General features: G+C 48.8%; 17 protein-coding genes. 1 reads left to right on the plus strand and 16 read right to left on the minus strand.

The window, feature by feature from the left end:
* The first annotated feature begins 138 nt into the window (after positions 1–138).
* Complete coding sequence (locus tag PGS38_RS13320) at positions 139–1,059, plus strand: aldo/keto reductase (protein WP_270476370.1); 921 nt, start codon at positions 139–141, stop codon at positions 1,057–1,059.
* A 303-nt stretch (positions 1,060–1,362) separates the two neighbouring features.
* On the opposite strand, the gene PGS38_RS13325 is transcribed toward PGS38_RS13320, so the two are convergent.
* From PGS38_RS13325 to PGS38_RS13400, 16 genes are all read right to left on the minus strand, one after another.
* Entirely contained in the window at positions 1,363–3,363 is a 2,001-nt protein-coding gene (locus PGS38_RS13325; RefSeq protein WP_119188882.1) for a glycoside hydrolase family 31 protein, read from the minus strand.
* A 274-nt stretch (positions 3,364–3,637) separates the two neighbouring features.
* Positions 3,638–4,330 (minus strand): 50S ribosomal protein L1, encoded by a 693-nt coding sequence (gene rplA / locus PGS38_RS13330; RefSeq protein WP_270476371.1) that lies wholly within the window; start codon positions 4,328–4,330, stop codon positions 3,638–3,640.
* Positions 4,331–4,409: 79 nt separating this feature from the next.
* Positions 4,410–4,835 (minus strand): 50S ribosomal protein L11, encoded by a 426-nt coding sequence (gene rplK / locus PGS38_RS13335; RefSeq protein ID WP_022463245.1) that lies wholly within the window; start codon positions 4,833–4,835, stop codon positions 4,410–4,412.
* 72 nt (positions 4,836–4,907) lie between these two features.
* Positions 4,908–5,429: a transcription termination/antitermination protein NusG gene (gene nusG, locus PGS38_RS13340; RefSeq protein WP_022463244.1), complete on the minus strand. Its 522-nt coding sequence runs from the start codon at positions 5,427–5,429 to the stop codon at positions 4,908–4,910.
* A 16-nt stretch (positions 5,430–5,445) separates the two neighbouring features.
* Positions 5,446–5,646, minus strand: coding sequence for a preprotein translocase subunit SecE (gene secE, locus PGS38_RS13345; RefSeq protein ID WP_022463243.1), 201 nt, complete (start codon positions 5,644–5,646; stop codon positions 5,446–5,448).
* A 21-nt stretch (positions 5,647–5,667) separates the two neighbouring features.
* Complete coding sequence (gene rpmG / locus PGS38_RS13350) at positions 5,668–5,817, minus strand: 50S ribosomal protein L33 (protein ID WP_055219257.1); 150 nt, start codon at positions 5,815–5,817, stop codon at positions 5,668–5,670.
* A 344-nt stretch (positions 5,818–6,161) separates the two neighbouring features.
* Positions 6,162–7,646: a C69 family dipeptidase gene (locus PGS38_RS13355; RefSeq protein ID WP_117805058.1), complete on the minus strand. Its 1,485-nt coding sequence runs from the start codon at positions 7,644–7,646 to the stop codon at positions 6,162–6,164.
* Positions 7,647–7,718: 72 nt separating this feature from the next.
* Positions 7,719–9,416 (minus strand): M20/M25/M40 family metallo-hydrolase, encoded by a 1,698-nt coding sequence (locus PGS38_RS13360; protein ID WP_158583780.1) that lies wholly within the window; start codon positions 9,414–9,416, stop codon positions 7,719–7,721.
* Positions 9,409–10,719 carry a CapA family protein gene (locus PGS38_RS13365; protein ID WP_119188878.1) on the minus strand — a complete coding sequence of 437 codons (1,311 nt, stop codon included), beginning with the start codon at positions 10,717–10,719 and terminating at the stop codon, positions 9,409–9,411. Before PGS38_RS13365 ends, PGS38_RS13360 begins: the two co-directional genes overlap by 8 nt.
* 128 nt (positions 10,720–10,847) lie before the next feature.
* Positions 10,848–11,588, minus strand: a complete 741-nt coding sequence (locus tag PGS38_RS13370) for a gamma-glutamyl-gamma-aminobutyrate hydrolase family protein (RefSeq protein ID WP_055226730.1) — start codon at positions 11,586–11,588, stop codon at positions 10,848–10,850.
* Positions 11,589–11,683: 95 nt separating this feature from the next.
* Positions 11,684–12,775, minus strand: coding sequence for a M42 family metallopeptidase (locus tag PGS38_RS13375; protein WP_117802602.1), 1,092 nt, complete (start codon positions 12,773–12,775; stop codon positions 11,684–11,686).
* 43 nt (positions 12,776–12,818) lie between these two features.
* Positions 12,819–13,619 carry a M55 family metallopeptidase gene (locus PGS38_RS13380; RefSeq protein WP_117802603.1) on the minus strand — a complete coding sequence of 267 codons (801 nt, stop codon included), beginning with the start codon at positions 13,617–13,619 and terminating at the stop codon, positions 12,819–12,821.
* Positions 13,616–14,608, minus strand: a complete 993-nt coding sequence (locus tag PGS38_RS13385) for an ABC transporter ATP-binding protein (protein ID WP_055219243.1) — start codon at positions 14,606–14,608, stop codon at positions 13,616–13,618. The genes PGS38_RS13380 and PGS38_RS13385 overlap by 4 nt, the downstream gene beginning before the upstream one ends.
* Position 14,609: 1 nt before the next feature.
* The gene (locus PGS38_RS13390) at positions 14,610–15,623 is read right to left on the minus strand and encodes an ABC transporter ATP-binding protein (RefSeq protein WP_119188877.1); all 1,014 of its coding nucleotides are present in this window, start codon (positions 15,621–15,623) and stop codon (positions 14,610–14,612) included.
* A 15-nt stretch (positions 15,624–15,638) separates the two neighbouring features.
* Entirely contained in the window at positions 15,639–16,523 is an 885-nt protein-coding gene (locus PGS38_RS13395) for an ABC transporter permease subunit (RefSeq protein WP_055265632.1), read from the minus strand.
* Positions 16,524–16,535: 12 nt separating this feature from the next.
* On the minus strand, positions 16,536–17,456 hold the full coding sequence (locus tag PGS38_RS13400) for an ABC transporter permease (protein ID WP_022463233.1): 921 nt from the start codon (positions 17,454–17,456) through the stop codon (positions 16,536–16,538).
* Positions 17,457–17,509: the final 53 nt, after the last annotated feature.

A 17,509-nucleotide genomic window follows, 5' to 3' on the forward strand; every position in this document is an offset into this window, starting at 1 on the left:
ATTGACTTTCAAGTGCACTTAAATGATATATTAAAAGCAACGTAATTACTATTCTTTCTGTACTTCCAGAGTCCTTCCACGCCTGCTTTACGAAAACCTCTGCGAATACAGAAGCATTGCAAAGGAGAAAATTCTACTATGAAAGAAACAATTTTAGGCAATCACCTGCGAAAAGTTCCTTCCATTGCAGTCGGATGCATGCGGCTTTCCGAAAAATCGAAGGACGAGATGAATCATTTTATCCACTCCGCGCTGGAGCAGGGCGCATATTTCTTTGATCACGCGGATATCTACGGCGGCGGCATGAGCGAGACTGTGTTCGGTGAGGCATTTTCTGGCGATCCGTCCCTGAAACGGGAGGATATTTTTCTCCAGTCCAAATGCGGCATCCGCCAGGGCTGCTATGATCTGTCGAAAGACCACATCCTGGAATCCGTCGATGGTATTTTAAAGCGGCTTCAGACGGATTACCTCGATCTTTTGCTGCTTCACCGGCCGGATGCGCTCGTAGAACCGGAAGAGGTGGCTGCAGCCTTTGATGTTCTGTTTGAGAGCGGAAAGGTCCGCCATTTCGGTGTTTCCAACCACAAGCCGATGCAGATTGCACTGCTGCAGAAATATGTCCGCCAGCCACTCGTTGCCAATCAGATACAGTTCAGCATTCCGGTTTCCAACCTTGTTGCAAATGGCATGGAAGTCAACATGGAGACTCCGGGTTCTGTCGATCACGATGGAAGTCTGCTGGATTACTGCCGTCTTCACGACATTACGCTTCAGGCATGGTCGCCGTTCCAGATGCCATCATGGAAGGGATGTTTTCTTGGAAGCGACGAGTACCCGGAACTGAACCGGAAAATCTGTGCACTGGCCGAAAAATACAGCGTCAGTGATACCACAATTGCGGCAGCGTGGATTTTGCGCCACCCGGCAAATATGCAGCTTGTCACAGGTACGGCAAGCGAAAACCGCCTGAAAGAGATTATCGCGGCATGCAATATTACGCTGACGCGGGAAGAATGGTATGAGCTGTATCTGGCGGCAGGCCATCCGCTTCCGTAAGTTTTTCTGTCCGCCTGCCCGTATGCGGAACAAGGCTAAAATCCCCTTTTCGGATCCGTGATTGATTTATAACATCGGAAAAGCATTCCTTTGGATCTTATCGATCTTCTGGAATGCTTTTCCCTTTTCCTTTTCTTTTTTCATGCAGCTATCTGCAATCCGCATTGGCTGCCTGCCCATAACCAAATAACTGCTCCGCAGTTTATCAGAAGAAGCTTGCATTCCTCCTGATACAGGCAAGTCCCCAACCACTGCTTATTACTTTTCGTACTCGAAGCAGGTGACTTACTTGATTCGGTTAAATCAGATCTCTCCCACCAGATATCCCTGTTTTCCGTTGCGAAGGAAAACAGGCAGTGTTTCGATCGGCGCCTCAATTTCATAGGCTTTTCCGCCCTCATAAACATCACCGGTATTTGCCAGCGTCCAGGACGCACCGGCCGGCAGATAAACGGTACGGCTCGTTGCTTTTGGCCGGACAATCGGTGCTACAAGGATGTCGGAGCCGAACATGTAAGCATCGGAGATATCCCAGCACGCTGCATCCTCCGGGAACTCATAGAACATCGTTCTCATGACCGGTGTTCCTTTTTCGTGTGCTTCTGCCATCAGGCTTCTCGTGTAATCGCGCATTTTTTCGCGGACACCGATGAATTTTGTCAGGATTTCATAATTTTTCTCTCCGAAGCTCCATACCTCGTTGTCAGCTCCGGTTCCCTCACGCACTTCGCCAGCCTTGTTGATGATCTCTTCTCTTGGTCCCCGGTTTCCGTGAATACGCATAACCGGGCAGAAGGTGCCAAACTGGAACCAGCGCACAAGCAGCTCCTGAAAGTCCGGATCTTCAGTCACGCCGCCGTGGAATCCACCGATATCGGTCGTCCACCACGGAATACCGCAAAGTCCCATATGAAGACCTGCACAGATCTGTTTGCGGAAATCCTCGTAGGTCGAAAGAATATCCCCGGACCACACAAGCGCACCGTATTTCTGGCTTCCGAGCCATGCACAGCGCACAAGGTTGACAATATCTTCCTGCCCATTCTCTTTTTGTCCTTCGTAGAACATGCGGGAATACTCTCTCGGGTAAATATTTCCGATCTCTTCCACCGGGCCTGCGGCGTAGCGGTAGCACTCATACTCGTACGTCGAGAACTCCGGCTCTGCTTCATCCAGCCAGAATGTGCGGATGCCGAGATCTGCATAGTTTTTCTTTACTTTTTCCCAGACATACTTTCTCGTTCTCGGATTCGTTGCATCCAAAAAGACATTATTTCCATGGAACAGCATCTGAACATCAACACCTGCATTACTCTTCACAAGAAGTCCCTGTTGTTTCATTTCTTCGTAATTTTCGCTTCTCCAGTCGATCTGCGGCCAGATGGAAACCATCGTCTCGATGCCCATCTCATGCAGCTCGTCGATCATTGCTTTCGGATCCGGGAAATATTCTTCATCAAAACGATAATCACCGCATCTTGGCCAGTGATAGTAGTCGATGACAAAGACATCCAGCGGAATGCCGCGTTTTTTGTACTCGCGTGCCACATTCAGTACCTGCTCCTGGTTGTAGTAGCGCAGCTTGCACTGCCAGAAGCCAAGGCCGTACTCCGGCATCATCGGAACCTTACCAATGGCGTCTGCAAAGTGCTCTTCAATTTCCGCCGGGGTATCGCCTGCGGTTACCCAGTAGTCGAGCTGCTTTGTGGTGCGTGCCAGCCATTCCGTTGTGTTTGTTCCGAAATGAACCTCACCGACTGCTGCATTGTGCCACAGGAAGCCGTAGCCAAGGCTCGATACATAAAACGGAATGCTCGCCTGCGAATTGCGGTGCGCCAGTTCCAGGTTACATCCCTTCAGGTTCATTCGCTCCTGCTGATACTGTCCCATACCGTAAATCTTCTCATCCGGGTTGGAATCGAAGGATACTTTCAGCTGATAAGCGCCGCCCTTCAATGCACGGTAATCGTGTGCGCGCAGGCAGAGTGCTCCGCCGTTCGCGATCTCGGAGAGCAGCACCTCGCCCTTCTGATTCAGGAACGTAATCCGAAGCTTCTGTCCCCACGGCTGAAGCTCGAGAATCGCCTGGATTTTACCGTTTTTAATCGTCGCTTTCAGTTCATCCACCAGCTCAATTTCCGCTTCCACCGGTTCCGGATCAAGCAGTGCAATGCTTCCCTCTTCTATCTCCGAAAGAAGCGTACCTCTCACCCGAAGACTGTCCTTCTGCCACGGCTCCACCCGGACCGTCTCCCCATCCTGCCGGAAAATCAGCGCATTTCCCTGTTTCTCAAAATACTGCATAAAAACCTCCCTTTCCAGAACCCGCCGTTCCAAACGCATGCATGGGCTCTGCTCTTTTCGTTTACTTTCTGCTTAGCATTATACTAACATTTCCGGCAGAATACTTGATCTTAATTTTCATGTTCTAACACTATTTTGATCTTTTTCAATTATTTCCCATTGAAATAAAGCTCTTTCTTAAGGAATCGGAATTCGCCTTTCCCCTGCGTCCGTTTTTCAACGCAAAGAACCCCCGGAGCCATTACAGCCCCGGGGGTTCTCAGTATTTCATTTATTATGCAAGCTTCAAAGTATTAACCTTAACTCCAGGTCCCATAGTAGGAGCCAGAGTAACGCTCTTCAGGTACTGTCCCTTCAGAGTAGCCGGTTTTGCTTTGTTGATTGCACCGATCAGCGTCTGGAAGTTGTCGCTTAACTGCTCCTCAGTAAAAGAAGCTTTTCCGATTGGCACGTGGATAATGTTTGTTTTGTCAAGACGATACTCAATCTTACCTGCTTTGATCTCTTTAACGGCTTTGGTAACATCCATAGTTACGGTACCAGCCTTCGGGTTTGGCATTAAACCTTTCGGTCCAAGTACACGGCCCAGACGACCAACAACACCCATCATATCCGGTGTAGCAACAACAACGTCGTAATCAAACCAGCCATCGTTCTGGATTTTCGGGATCAGCTCCTCAGCTCCAACGAACTCTGCACCTGCTGCAACAGCCTCATCAGCTTTTGCGCCTTTAGCGAAAACAAGTACACGAACCTGTTTTCCGGTACCGTGCGGCAGAACAACTGCTCCACGGATCTGCTGGTCTGCGTGACGTCCGTCACAACCAGTTTTGATGTGAACTTCGATTGTCTCGTCAAATTTAGCAGTAGCTAATTTCTTAACTGTGGAAATAGCATCTGCCGGATCGTACTGAATGCTACGATCAACTGCTTTTGCAGCCTCTAAATATTTCTTACCATGTTTCATTGTCTAATAACCTCCTGGTGGTAGTTGCGGGAATCTCCCTCCCACGTCAATACGAGAAGATGTAAACTCTTCTTCTAAATTAGTCCTCTACAACGATACCCATACTTCTTGCGGTACCTGCGATCATGCTCATAGCTGCCTCAACAGTTGCTGCATTCAGGTCTGGCATCTTCATCTCTGCGATCTCACGAACTTTGTCCTTAGAGATAGTAGCAACTTTCGTTTTGTTCGGAACGCCGGAACCAGATTTCAGGTTGCAGGCTTTCTTAAGCAGAACTGCTGCCGGAGGAGTTTTGGTTATGAAGCTGAAACTTCTGTCTGCATATACAGTGATAACTACAGGGATGATCAGGTCTCCCTTATCTGCTGTTCTTGCGTTGAACTCTTTGGTAAACTGTACGATGTTTACTCCGTGCTGTCCAAGTGCAGGTCCAACCGGTGGTGCTGGTGTTGCTTTACCAGCAGGAATCTGTAATTTGATATATCCTGTAACTTTCTTTGCCATTTTACGGCACCTCCTAAATAAATGTGGTAATTGCGGGAATTTCCCTCCCACGAAACGCCCCTGGGGCATTTCTTACATCTTCTTGACTTCTGCGAAACTTATTTCTACCGGCGTTTCGCGGCCGAACAGCTCAACATTGATGGTAACCATCTGTTTTGTATCGTTGATACTCTGAATCAGTCCGGTTGTATCCTTCCATGCGCCGCCTGTTACAACGACTGCATCGCCGACTTCAAGGTCAAGCTCAACCTTTTCCTCACCACCGGTGATTCCAAGGTTCACCATTTCCTCATCCGTAAGCGGTACCGGCTTGGATCCCGGTCCTACGAAGCCCGTAACACCTCTGGTATTGCGGACAACATACCAGGTATCGTCGTTCATGATCATGTTGATCAGAACGTAGCCCGGAAACAATTTCCGGAGTACCTGTTTCTTGGTTCCGTTCTTGACTTCAACAACTTCTTCCATAGGAACACGTACTTCCAAAATCTGATCCTCAAGATGACGGTTCTCAATTGTTTTCTCAATATTGGCTTTTACTTTGTTTTCATAGCCCGAATAGGTGTGGACTACATACCAGTTTACTTCTGACATTCTGACACCTTTATCCTTATTTGATCAATAAATTGACGAACTCGATTACAGCGCTGTCAACCAGGGTGATTAACCCGCAGGTTACTGCAGAGATCGCTACGACTGCAACGGTCTGCTTGCCCAGCGTTTTGTTGTCAACCCAGATGATTTTTCTGAACTCTGCTTTCAAGCCCTTGAACCAGCTCTTTTTGGATGCTTTTTTTTCAGTTTCTGCCATTGGATCACCTCTTACCAAAGATTATTTGGTTTCTTTGTGCATTGTGTGCTTTTTGCAGAATCTGCAGTACTTCTTTGTCTCCATTCTCTCAGGATGGTTCTTTTTCTCTTTTGTCATGTTGTAATTACGCTGTTTGCATTCAGTACATGCCAATGTGATTTTTACGCGCACGACTTCCACCTCCACTGTGTATTTGCGTTATCGCTTGTGATCCTTGCGGATCAGCGGCGGTCTCTTCATTTCTGCCCTGTTTTTGCTGCTCGTACTTCAGCAATTTCAGGCATAAAAAAAAGACCTTCTTCCATGTCGCTGGTTTATTGTAGCACAGGAACTGCCTGTTGTCAACAAAATTCACCAAAGTACGCTGAGATTTTTTATCAGGATCGTATCGTTCACCGGTGTCCGGCGAGCTGTAACACCCTGTTTGTTCAAGGCGGTTCCGGACAGGAAATGGTTCTGCGCGCAATTTTTCCTGCGCGCAGAACCATTCTCCTATTCTTTCCCTAAAAAAAGCCTTACGCATCCGATCTGGAATACGCGTTTTTCATCTGGTTACTGAGTTCAAAGAGTACCTTGTGCAGTGTTGCACCTGTCTCTTTTTTCAGCATTTCAGCGATTTTGTTGTTTGCTTCTTCTCTCAATTGTGTCTGTTTTGTTTCGTCTGTCTCCCCTGCAAGCAGCGCATCGTACTGATGGATCAGTGCATGGCCTTTTGCCATCACCTTTTCCTGATACCGCTCAATGTGGAAGATAGAAGACTTATAGGATGCATCTGCCATTGCTGCCACCATGCGGCTTGCCCAGTAGAAGTTATCTGTGGAAACCTCTCCCGTTGTGTTGGAAAGATACTCCGGTGTTGTCGTCACATCGGTGTAGAACGGAACCAGCACATTGAATGCATTTGACGCAAATGCAATCCACTGCAGAATGCCGTTGTCTCCTTTGTGATCCGGGCGCATCTGGATGACAGAAAGGAAATCGGTCCGGTTGACACCGATGGAGCGGTATGCCCCTTTCCACGATTTATCGCCGTATGCGGCATACGGGTCGTACGGTGTTCCCTGATAGTGGGAGGACAGTACGTATTTCACATCCTCTACGGTGATCTTCTTCTCCGGAACCATCATCCACGGAATATCGTCAGATACCGGTGTGTAATCGGCATCCGGTCCGTCCCATTTTTTCGTGTGCGGGTTCAGACAGCGCTCCATGAACCAGGCACGCGGTGTATTGTAAACGTGATCGGAATCATCGTGGCTTCCGAAGGCATCGCGCGGATTAAAATTTCCATCCATAGAAAGATCCAGATGATATGTTTCAATAAATTCTTTCAAGTCTGCTGAGCACATATATTCCTTCTGTTCGCCGAGTGCATCCTCCAGATCAAAATGGTCGATGCCAAGCTGGTTCGGCATGGCCACATAATGGTCATCCGGCACTTTCACTGCCATCCAGTGATGGCCGCCGATCGTCTCCAGCCACCAGATCTCATCGTGGTCCTGAAATGCAATGCCGTTCATCTCGTATGTACCGTACTGCTCCAGCAGGCTGCCAAGTCTTTTGACACCTTCTCTGGCGCTTTTAATATAAGGAAGAACAATATAAACGAGGTCCTCCTCGCCGATTCCGCCCGGAACCTCTTCTTTTCCATCTTCCGCCGGCTGATAAACGACAAGCGGATCAGCACCCAGCACACGCGGATTCGATGTGATTGTCTCGGTCGCAGTCATGCCGACCTGCGCTGCATTCACGCCGCTTGCCGCCCAGACACCCTCGCCTTTTTCTGCGTTTGGCACTGCAGTGTACCGCATCGGATTGTCCGGAAGCTCAATGGTCAGATGAGAAATCTCGGTTTTATAGGTTCTCGGCTGCTCCTCCGGGTGAATCACTACAAATTTTTTCGATGTATAATGGCCTGCACCGGAATCGTCGTTTCGCGCGATCATGGTGGAACCGTCATACGATGCTTTCTTTCCAACTAAAATGGTTGTACAAGGCATAGCTATAGCCCTCCTTTTGCTGTCTTATGCTTCCGATTATGACATCTTCAGCTGCGATTTGCAAGCACCATGTTATCTGTCGTTTTCTTCCTTTTTCACAAAATAAACCGTATCAATTCCTTCTCCCCTGTCATCCTTCAGCCGCCGGACAAGACTATATCCCAGCTTGTCCAGGATATGCTCCTGGGCCCCGTTCGTGGACCAGGTACGGAGAGTAATCCGGCTTCCCGGAAATTTTGCTGCGATATCCTTTTCTGCTTCTGCATACATTACCTCCGAAATTCCCTGTCCGCGGTAATCCGGCCAGACGCAGAGGGTGGTCAGATAGCAGGAATCCGGATATGCTTCCAGATTCTCACAGTTAAAGTGATCCTTCCAGGTCATAAAGGCCCGCACGACTCCCTCTTCCTTCCACAGCACCACATGCTGACTGCAGATATTCTCCAGATATTCTGCAATTCCATCCGTCTTTTCTTCTGTCTCGGCCCAGTTCGTCTGGGATGTACTGTTGCGGTGGGAAAGCGGCGGAACGAAATCCTGATCGCACAGCTCCAGCAGCTGCCGGATTTCCTCTTTCTCTTTTCGATCCTCTATCCCGTCCCTTACAACGACTCTGCTCTCGCAGCACATCCACGGAAGCCGGCATACGAGTGCTACGGCTGCACACATGCCATCTTCTACGCTGGCGGCATCGAGCCATTCTTCTCTGGTATGCGCTCCCCCGCCCCGGCAGAAACCGACGCAGATAGCAGGAATATGCCGCGACAATGGGATATTACAGTCTGTGGATGCTTCAGAGCATACTGGTTCTTCCCCATCGGCTGCCTTCAGCGTTTTCTGTGCGCACCGCGTCATACGTGCCATCTGGACAGGATCGGTTTCTCTTGCGCACGGCCGCTTTCCGACGAGCTTGCAGGAATACTGTACCTCCTCACTCTGGCGTGCTGCTATGGTCTCCTCCAGATATGTTTCGCAGGCTTCCAGGCTCCGGTAATCCTCCGAACGGAATTCAAACAGCATGGAGGCATCCTGCGCGATCGTATTGACGGAGGTTCCTCCCTCTATTTTTCCCACATTGTATGTTGTATGGGATGCTGCATCCGTCTGAAAACGGTAAAGCTCTCCGATCAGGCCCGCAAGCTCTGCAATGGCATTTTTTCTTCCGAAATTCAGGAAGGAATGACCGCCCTTTGTTTTTGCCGAAATCCGATACCGCACAGATCCAATGCAGATGGGATACATTTTATCCCGATACAGGTCAAAGGCTGCCATTCCGCACAGATTTTTTTCATAATGGTCGACAAGCGCGCGAACTCCGCACAGATTGCCAAGCCCTTCTTCTCCAAGATCCGCTGCAAAAATCAGACCGCATGGAAGCTCCGGCTCTGTCTCATGAACGTATTTTGCCGCCATCAGAAGCATCACAACATTCACGGTATCGTCCGTGATGCCGGGACAACGCCAGATCATTCCGTCTTCTTTGATCTCCAGCGGCTCCTCCAGCGAAAACACGGTGTCCAGATGCGCCGTATACAGAACCTTCTTTTCCTGTTCCGGCCGATACTCCCAGATTACATTTCCAAGCTCATCCGTATGAACTGACTCCATGCCCTGCTGTTTCATCCATTCCATGCAATATGCGATTCTCTGATCCTCTTTTCCCGTTTCCGTCGGGGTCAGTGTCAGCTCCCGCAGCGTCTGCAGCGCAAGTTCTTTGTTGTTCCGGCAAAAGTTTCGGTATTCTTCTTCTATTTCCCATTTTTTACGCATGAAGTACAATCCTTCCTTCTTTGTATTCCCATTCTGTTCCATATCTCTTGCTCACGCGGGTGAGATATTCTGCAATTTTTTCTGCTGTTTTTTCGTCTGCCACGTACGGAATATTTTTTTCTGCGTTTTCCCTGTCCATACCAAGCTCGACCGGCAGAAGCTCCAGATGTGTGCATTTTCCCTGACAGATCTCGAAATACGGCAGCACACTCCGATAGACCTCCGGAATTTCGTAGAGGGAATGTGAGGACTGCTCCTGCCGCCTGGCGATTCCGATGGATGCTGCCGTGTGAATATTCAGACCATATTTTTCCATGTAGTCCGCAGGCAGAAGGCGTACATACTGATTTTCAAAAATAAAATTTCCGAGGCAATAGAAAATCGGACAGTCATGATACAGTTCGATTCCCTTCAGCTGATGCGTTCCGCCCCCGATCACCGCGCTGGCGCCCGCATCGATACAGGCGTGTGCAAATTCCTCCAGAAAATAATCCGCTTCCTCGTCATTGTCCTTACGGATTTCATGGGAATGTACCATAACCAGGACTGCCTCACATGTCATCTTCGCTTCCCGGATTGCATCGACGGTGCGTTTCACATCGATCGGATTCGGGCTGGAGCTTCTTCCCTCTGTTCCGTCCTTGCTGATTTCAAACATTTTCCCGCCAAATTCCATGATACCCTCGGGAAGCGGAGCGATAAATCCCTCCTGCCGGTGCAGATCCCGCAGTCCGTTGATTCCGGTCACCTCTGCAATCTTTGCAAGATCCTGCGCATGTTTCTCCGTAATGGTATATTTTTCCGAAAAGCGCAGCGGATTTAAGCCCGGCCTGCCAGGCTGCCGTTCCGTCTGGCTTCCCGCCCTGGCTGCATTTTCAAAGGTAGAACAGATATCAATCACCGCAATCTGTCCCGCTGTTGTGTCCAGAATGGCAGGACGCGATGCTTCGTAAAGATTTTTGCCTGCTCCGGCATATGCCACATCCTTTTTTTTCAGTTCGCTGATCGTAGATGCAAGTCCTTCGTAGGAATAATCCATCGTATGATTATTCGAAATCCCAAGAAAATTAAAACCGTAACGCAGGGTATCTTCCAGACACTTCGCATCTGCCGTCAGCCATGTTCCGCCGGAATATGCCGATGCGTAACAGCTGCCGTCCGATATCGTTGTTTCCAGATTCGCCATCCGAACCTCTCCCTGCATCAGAAATTCGCGAATCGGCAAAACATCCTGATATCCCGGCAGAAGCCGTTTCATAATCAGAATATCACCTGCCGCCGATACTCTTATTGTTCTGTTCATTCTTTTTTGCCTCCCGAACGATTCCTGCTCTCTGCTTTTAGAATCGCATTCTTATCCATTCTTATTTTTTCGTAACGGTTCAAAAGTCCCATCCCGGTTTTTCTTTCCTTTTACATGGTTCCAAATCGTTACCTTTTCTCTCTGTATCTGCTGCTTCTTTCTACCAGATCCGCAAAAAGGCGGTTCATCTCCGGCGCTGAATGGATCAGCCCTTCCGGATGCCACTGTACGGCCACAATCTGTCCGTTGCGGCTTTCTATCGCCTCGATGGTTCCATCCGGCGCCGTTGCTGAAACCACGATGTCCTCTCCCGGCGTACGCACTGCCTGATGATGCATGGAGTTTACCGCATGGGTTCCCGCCCCGAGGATTTCTGCCAGATGGGTTCCCTCTTTAATTTCCACATGGTGATGCAGATAAGACCGCTCCAGGGACTGCAGATGCAGAATTGTGGTTTCCTTCTGCGTATAGATATCCTGGTACAGATCACCGCCGCACAGGACATTTAAAAACTGAATTCCCTTGCAGATGCCAAGCATGGGCATTCCCATCTCTTTTGCTGCCCGTCCAAGTGCGAACCATGCCTCGTCGATCTCCGGGCGGATGGTCTGGATCTGCGGTTTTGGCTCTTCCCCATAATACCACGGATTTAAGTCCTCTCCGCCGGGAACCAGAATTCCGTCGCACACAGCAAGTATGCCTTCCGGATCCGCTTTCATGGCAACTGCCGGAATTGCCATAGGAATTCCGCCGTTGTTCAGAACTGATTCGATATAATCGCTGTTGACATACATTCTCTCCGCGCTTGAAAAAAGTCCCGGCTGTGTTTTATACGTATTTCCCAAGATTCCAATGATCGGTTTTCTCACTTGTAAACTCTCCTTTTTACCAGATATGCCGAAAACGGCTTCACCTTTCCTGTGAACCCGCTTCCGGCATGCTTTTTCTTTCGTTATCGAATATTTTACAGTACATCCTGATGGCAGATATGACGGATCTTTTCCTCATCTAAAGCACGAATGACATTGGCTGCCATTGCGCTTGCTGCCTCCAGGTCTTCTTTTGCGCAGAAATTGTAATGGCTGTGCGCATAGCGGGATGGAACACCAAGCACCAGACACGGAACTGCTTTTCCTGTCACGCTGATTTTTGCTGCGTTTGTACTTCCGCCTCTTCTTACGCTCTCCTGGTATTTGATTCCGCATTTTGCTGCCACTTCCTCGGCCAGTGAAATAAACTGCGTATTGGAAATATAGCTGTTGTCCAGGATACGAATCTGAACACCCTTCTTCATGCAGCCCTGTGCCTGTCCTGCGCTGATGAAAAAGTCATCGGAAGGAGATCCTTCAAATACAATGGCAAGATCCGGTTTTACAATCTGGCTCGTTACCACAGCACCGCGGGTTCCGACCTCCTCCTGCGCCGCAAAGGCGCCGACAACATTAACTGCAAGAGAAGCCTGCTCCTTTTCCAGCTGTTTCATCGTATCTACGATGCACGCGCAACCGGCACGGTTGTCAAATGCTTTTCCGAAGCAGATTTCATGCTCTGCATCGTATTCAAAGGTTACATCCGGCATCATCGGATCACCGATATGGATTCCGAAAACGTTTTCAACCTCCTCGCGGCTGGTTGCTCCGACATCCACATACATTTTTTCAATTTCCAGAGTCTGACTGCTGCGTTCCGCTGTTGTCATGAAATGAACCGGTTTTGCGCAGATAATACCATGTACCATTTTTCCGGATCTGGTGCGGATCCATACCGCATGTGCCGGAAGGCTGGTCAGATGAAAGCCGCCAAGCATGATAATGCCAAGGCATCCGTTGTCCTGGATATTCTGTACCATGAAACCGCATGCGTCCAGATGGGCATCCAGCTGGATGACCGGACGGGAATCCTGCTTTGTTCCCGGCATCCGCACATACAGGTTATTCATTGCGTCATTTTCTACATCAAATTCTTTGCAGTAATCTGCTATGGTACGGATGACATCCTCCTCAAATCCACTTGGTCCAAATGCATCGGAAAGCTTACCAAACATTTCTATATCCATTGTTTTATCCTCTTTTCTTTGGGTTTCTATCAGATTTATATTCTTAATATACAACAAAGCAGTGTGCTGTGACAATATCCATCCAGCGATCTGTCTCCAGCTTATTTGTGAAGGTATCTACCCTCTGCATTCCCGGATAAAACGACATCGTGTACGCTTTTTTCCAGTCTTTATAGGTTACCTCATATGTAAAGTGCTCCGGAAGAGCCACCTGACACTCTTTTTTCTGTCCGGCAACTGCCTTTTTTACCCCTTCCCGGATTTCGGATATCACTTTTCCTTTCGCTTTGCACCACGTTGCCGCACCGACACCATGCTTCGTTTCCACTGTCGTAATGCCCGGAATCAGTTCTTTGGCCTGACGGCAGATCTCCTCATCTCCGGAAAGAAACAGCACCGGTACGTGATGTGATGCTGCTGTATAGCTGTTCAGCATGCACTCACTCATCACTTTTCCATTCAGATGAATATACAGGCTGTTTCCTGTCGATGTGTGGCTGATCGAAAAATTGGGATCTCCTGCCGGTGCATGGTATCCAAGATACAGTACGCCGTCATAGCTGTCGTCGATACCATACATCATATTATACGGATGACCACTCTTTCCCCGGATCAGGGTGACATACTCCGGCATTTTCAGCGGGTCAATGTTGGATGCATCTCCGTGACCGTCCTTTACGACAATCTCATCCGCGCCCGCTTCATGTGCTGCTTCGCATGCCGCAACGACCTCTTCGGTCATCTCCTCTGCAAATCTCTGGTATACGCTTTCCTTCTTATGTGTTTCATCGGTCAGTGCCACTCCGGCACAGCCCTCGATATCTGCACTGATAAAAAGCTTCATTTCTGCTGTTCCCTTCTTTCTTTATCATAAAGATGACAATATACGTAATGTCCGTCATCCACTTCATACCGCTCCGGCGCCTGTGTTTTGCAGCATTCCATGCATTTTGGACATCTGGTATGGAATTTGCAGCCTGTCGGCGGCTTGTGGGCGGATGGGATGCTTCCCTCAAGCAGAATTCTTTCTCTTTTTGCCGTCGGATCCGGAACCGGAACTGCAGAAAGCAGTGCCTGCGTATACGGATGCATCGGATTGCTGTAAATTTTCTCTTTTTCTCCGACCTCCACGAAATTGCCGAGATACATAACGCCGACACGGTCACTGATGTATTCCACAACGCTCAGGTCATGTGCAACAAAAATATAGGTCAGATCCAGGTCATGCTTCAGTTCATTTAAAAGATTCAGAACCTGCGCCTGAATAGACACATCCAGTGCCGAAACCGGTTCGTCTGCGATGATCAGAGACGGTTCTACCGCAAGTGCACGGGCAATTCCGATTCTCTGACGCTGACCGCCGGAAAATTCATGTGGATAACGGTTTGCATGGTAGTCATCCAGTCCTACCCGGTGCAAAAGATCCAGCACTTTCTTTTCCAGATCCGCTTTATCCTGATACAGATGATGCACCAGCAGCGGCTCTGCAATGATATCAAAAACGGACATTCGTGGATTCAGGGACGCATACGGGTCCTGAAAAACCATCTGTACTTTTTTCCGGATGGAACGCATTCTCCGGTCATTGTACTCTGTAATATCTTCGCCATCCAGATACACATGGCCCGATGTCAGATTTTCCAGTTTGCAGACCCCTCTTCCCAGTGTGGATTTTCCGCAGCCGGACTCGCCTACAATTCCGAATACCTCTCCTTTTTTCACCTCAAAGGTAACTCCGTCTACCGCTTTGACGAATTCCTTTTTCCCAAATCCGCTTCCGGCAACCGGATAATAAATTTTCAAATCCTCTACTCTAAGTAATGTATCCGACATCCTAGTCACCTGCCTTCTCTACGTGATCTGTTTTGAGCTGTCCGCTTTCGCAGAGCCAGCATCTGCTGATATGGCCTTCCTCGATCTGGAAAAATCCCGGTTCTTCCTCGCGGCACTTTTCCGAAGCGTATGGACATCGCGGCGCAAATTTGCAGCCTTTCGGCATATATTTCGGGTTTGGAACGTTACCCGGAATCGACTTCAGTTCTTTTCCGGCGTCTCCCAGTCTCGGAATCGATCCCAGCAGTCCCTTCGTATACGGGTGGGACGGATTGGCGAAAATTGTTTTTACATCTCCGCGCTCTACCACGCGGCCGCAGTACATAACGGCAACATCATCGCAGACCTCTGCAACGACGCCAAGATCATGTGTAATAAACAGGATGGATGTACCTGTCTCTTTTTTCAGCTGATTCATCAGATCCAGAATCTGTGCCTGAATCGTTACATCCAGCGCAGTCGTCGGCTCATCCGCAATCAGGATTTCCGGCTTGCATACAAGCGCCATGGCAATCATGACCCTCTGTCTCTGTCCGCCGGAAAGCTGGAACGGATACTCCTTCATCATATGCTCCACACGCGGAACACCCGTTTTCCGGAGCATGTCCTCTGCCTTTTTCAGTGCCTCTTTTTTTGATATTTTTTCGTGCTGCAGAACGCATTCTGCCACCTGGTCTCCAATCTTCATGACCGGGTTCAGACTGGTCATCGGTTCCTGGAAAATCATGGAAATCTTGCTTCCGCGCAGCTTTCTCTGCTGTTCCTTCGTCAACTTTACAATGTCATCGCCATCCAGCAGGATTTCGCCATCAGCAATTTTTCCTTTCGTTCCGGTCAGTAATCCCATCACAGAGAGGGATGTCACGCTCTTTCCACTTCCCGACTCGCCTACGATACCAAGCGTTGCGCCGCGTCGAAGCTCCACATCGACACCGTCTACTGCTTTGATCACGCCGCCATCGGTATAGAAATACGTATGTAAATTTTTTATCTCAAGTACGTTATCAGTAGCCACTTCTGCTCCTCCTTATCAATCGGAAAGTTTCGGATCGAGTGCATCGCGAAGTCCGTCGCCTAACAGGTTAAAGCTCAGTACGGTAAGGAAAATCGCAAGACCCGGGAAAATCGTCACATACATTGCACTTGCCATATAGTTTCTTCCGTTGGAAAGAAGCAGTCCCCATTCCGGTGTCGGCGGCTGTGCGCCCATTCCCAGGAAGGAAAGGCTTGATGCTGTCAGAATGGAAGATCCAAATGACATGGAATACTGTACAATGATGTCCGGAATGGCTCCCGGCAGAATATGGTGAAACAGAATTCTTGCATCGGAAACACCGATGTTCCGTGCCGCCAGGACAAAGACGGAATTTTTCAGGCTCAGCGTTTTGCTTCGGACAAGCCGCGCAAAGGTCGGTGTAGAAAAGACAGCGACCGCAATCACAACGTTTGTCATGCCGCTTCCGAGGATTGCCACGATGGCGATTGCAAGAATCAGTCCCGGAAAAGCGAACAGGACATCGCAGATTCTCATAATAATAGAATCAATCCATCCGCCGTAATATCCGGCCAGAAGTCCGAGAATGGTACCACAGACTGCACCGACCGTAACAGCGCCGAATCCGACTGCAAGTGAAATCCGGGTTCCACAGACGATACGGGAAAACAGATCCCGTCCAAACTCATCCGTTCCAAACAGGTGCTTCATACTTGGTCCCTGCAGAATCGCATTGTAATCATACTCATTGATTCCGTACGGCACAATTTTGCTTCCGAAAAACGCAAGGAAAATGAGAAAAATGATAAAACAAAGCGCAACTACTGCATTTTTCTGTTTTTTAAATTTTCGAACCATCTCAGAAAACGGAGTTTTAATTCTCTCCTGGTTCTCGGTCTGTACTTTTTTCTTTTCTTTCATTCCACTCATCTCCTACTGAAGTTTAATTTCCGGATTCAGAACCGCATAGAGGATATCGACAATCAGGTTGATGACGATAAACTGCAGCGAAAAGATCAGAATCAGGGACTGGATTGCCGGATAATCTCTGTAATTGACCGATTCAATCAGAAGGGAGCCAAGGCCAGGATAGGCAAATACCGTTTCTGTGACAACAGAACCTCCCAGCAGAAAGCCGAACTGCAGACCCACAACCGTCACGACGGAGATCATGGAGTTGCGGAAAACATGCTTCCAGATCACAACCTTTTCTTTGATTCCTTTTGCTCTTGCTGTTCTGACGTAATCTTCTTTTAAAACCTCAATAATGGAGGATCTTGTAAATCGTGCGATCACGGCTGCAATTCCGACGCCGAGCGTGATCGACGGCATAATCAGACTTTTCAGGCTTGTTCCGCTTGTTGTCGGCAGAATTCGCAGTTTTACCGCAAACAGCATAATCAGCAGAAAGCCGATCCAGAACGAGGGGAGTGAAATACCCGAGACCGCAATCGTCATTCCGGTATAATCCTGCCATTTTCCCCGGTGTGTTCCGGACCACACACCAAAGAGCACACCAACAACCGAGCTCCACAGCAATGTGACAAATGCCAGACGGACGGTATTTCCGAATCTTCCCGCAATTTCCTTTGTAACCGGCTGCTTTGTTCGAAGGGAGGTTCCGAGATTTCCTTTTAAAAGTCCTGTCACGTAGGTAACATACTGTGTCGGAATGGATTTATTGAGGCCAAGCTCTTCTCTTACTGCCTCTACGTCATCCTGTGTTGCCTGCTCTCCTGCAACGAGTCTCGCCGGATCTCCCGGAATCAGGCGGACAAAGAAAAATACAAATGTAACAACAATAATCAGTGTGGGGATCGTACCCACAATACGCTTCAGTATATATTTTGGCATATTGTATCTCCTACTTTCATGCTTATCCTACAGGTACAATCCCACGGATCACT

The sequence above is a fragment of the Fusicatenibacter saccharivorans genome (assembly GCF_027667425.1).
GTDB classification, from domain to species: Bacteria; Bacillota; Clostridia; order Lachnospirales; family Lachnospiraceae; genus Fusicatenibacter; species Fusicatenibacter saccharivorans.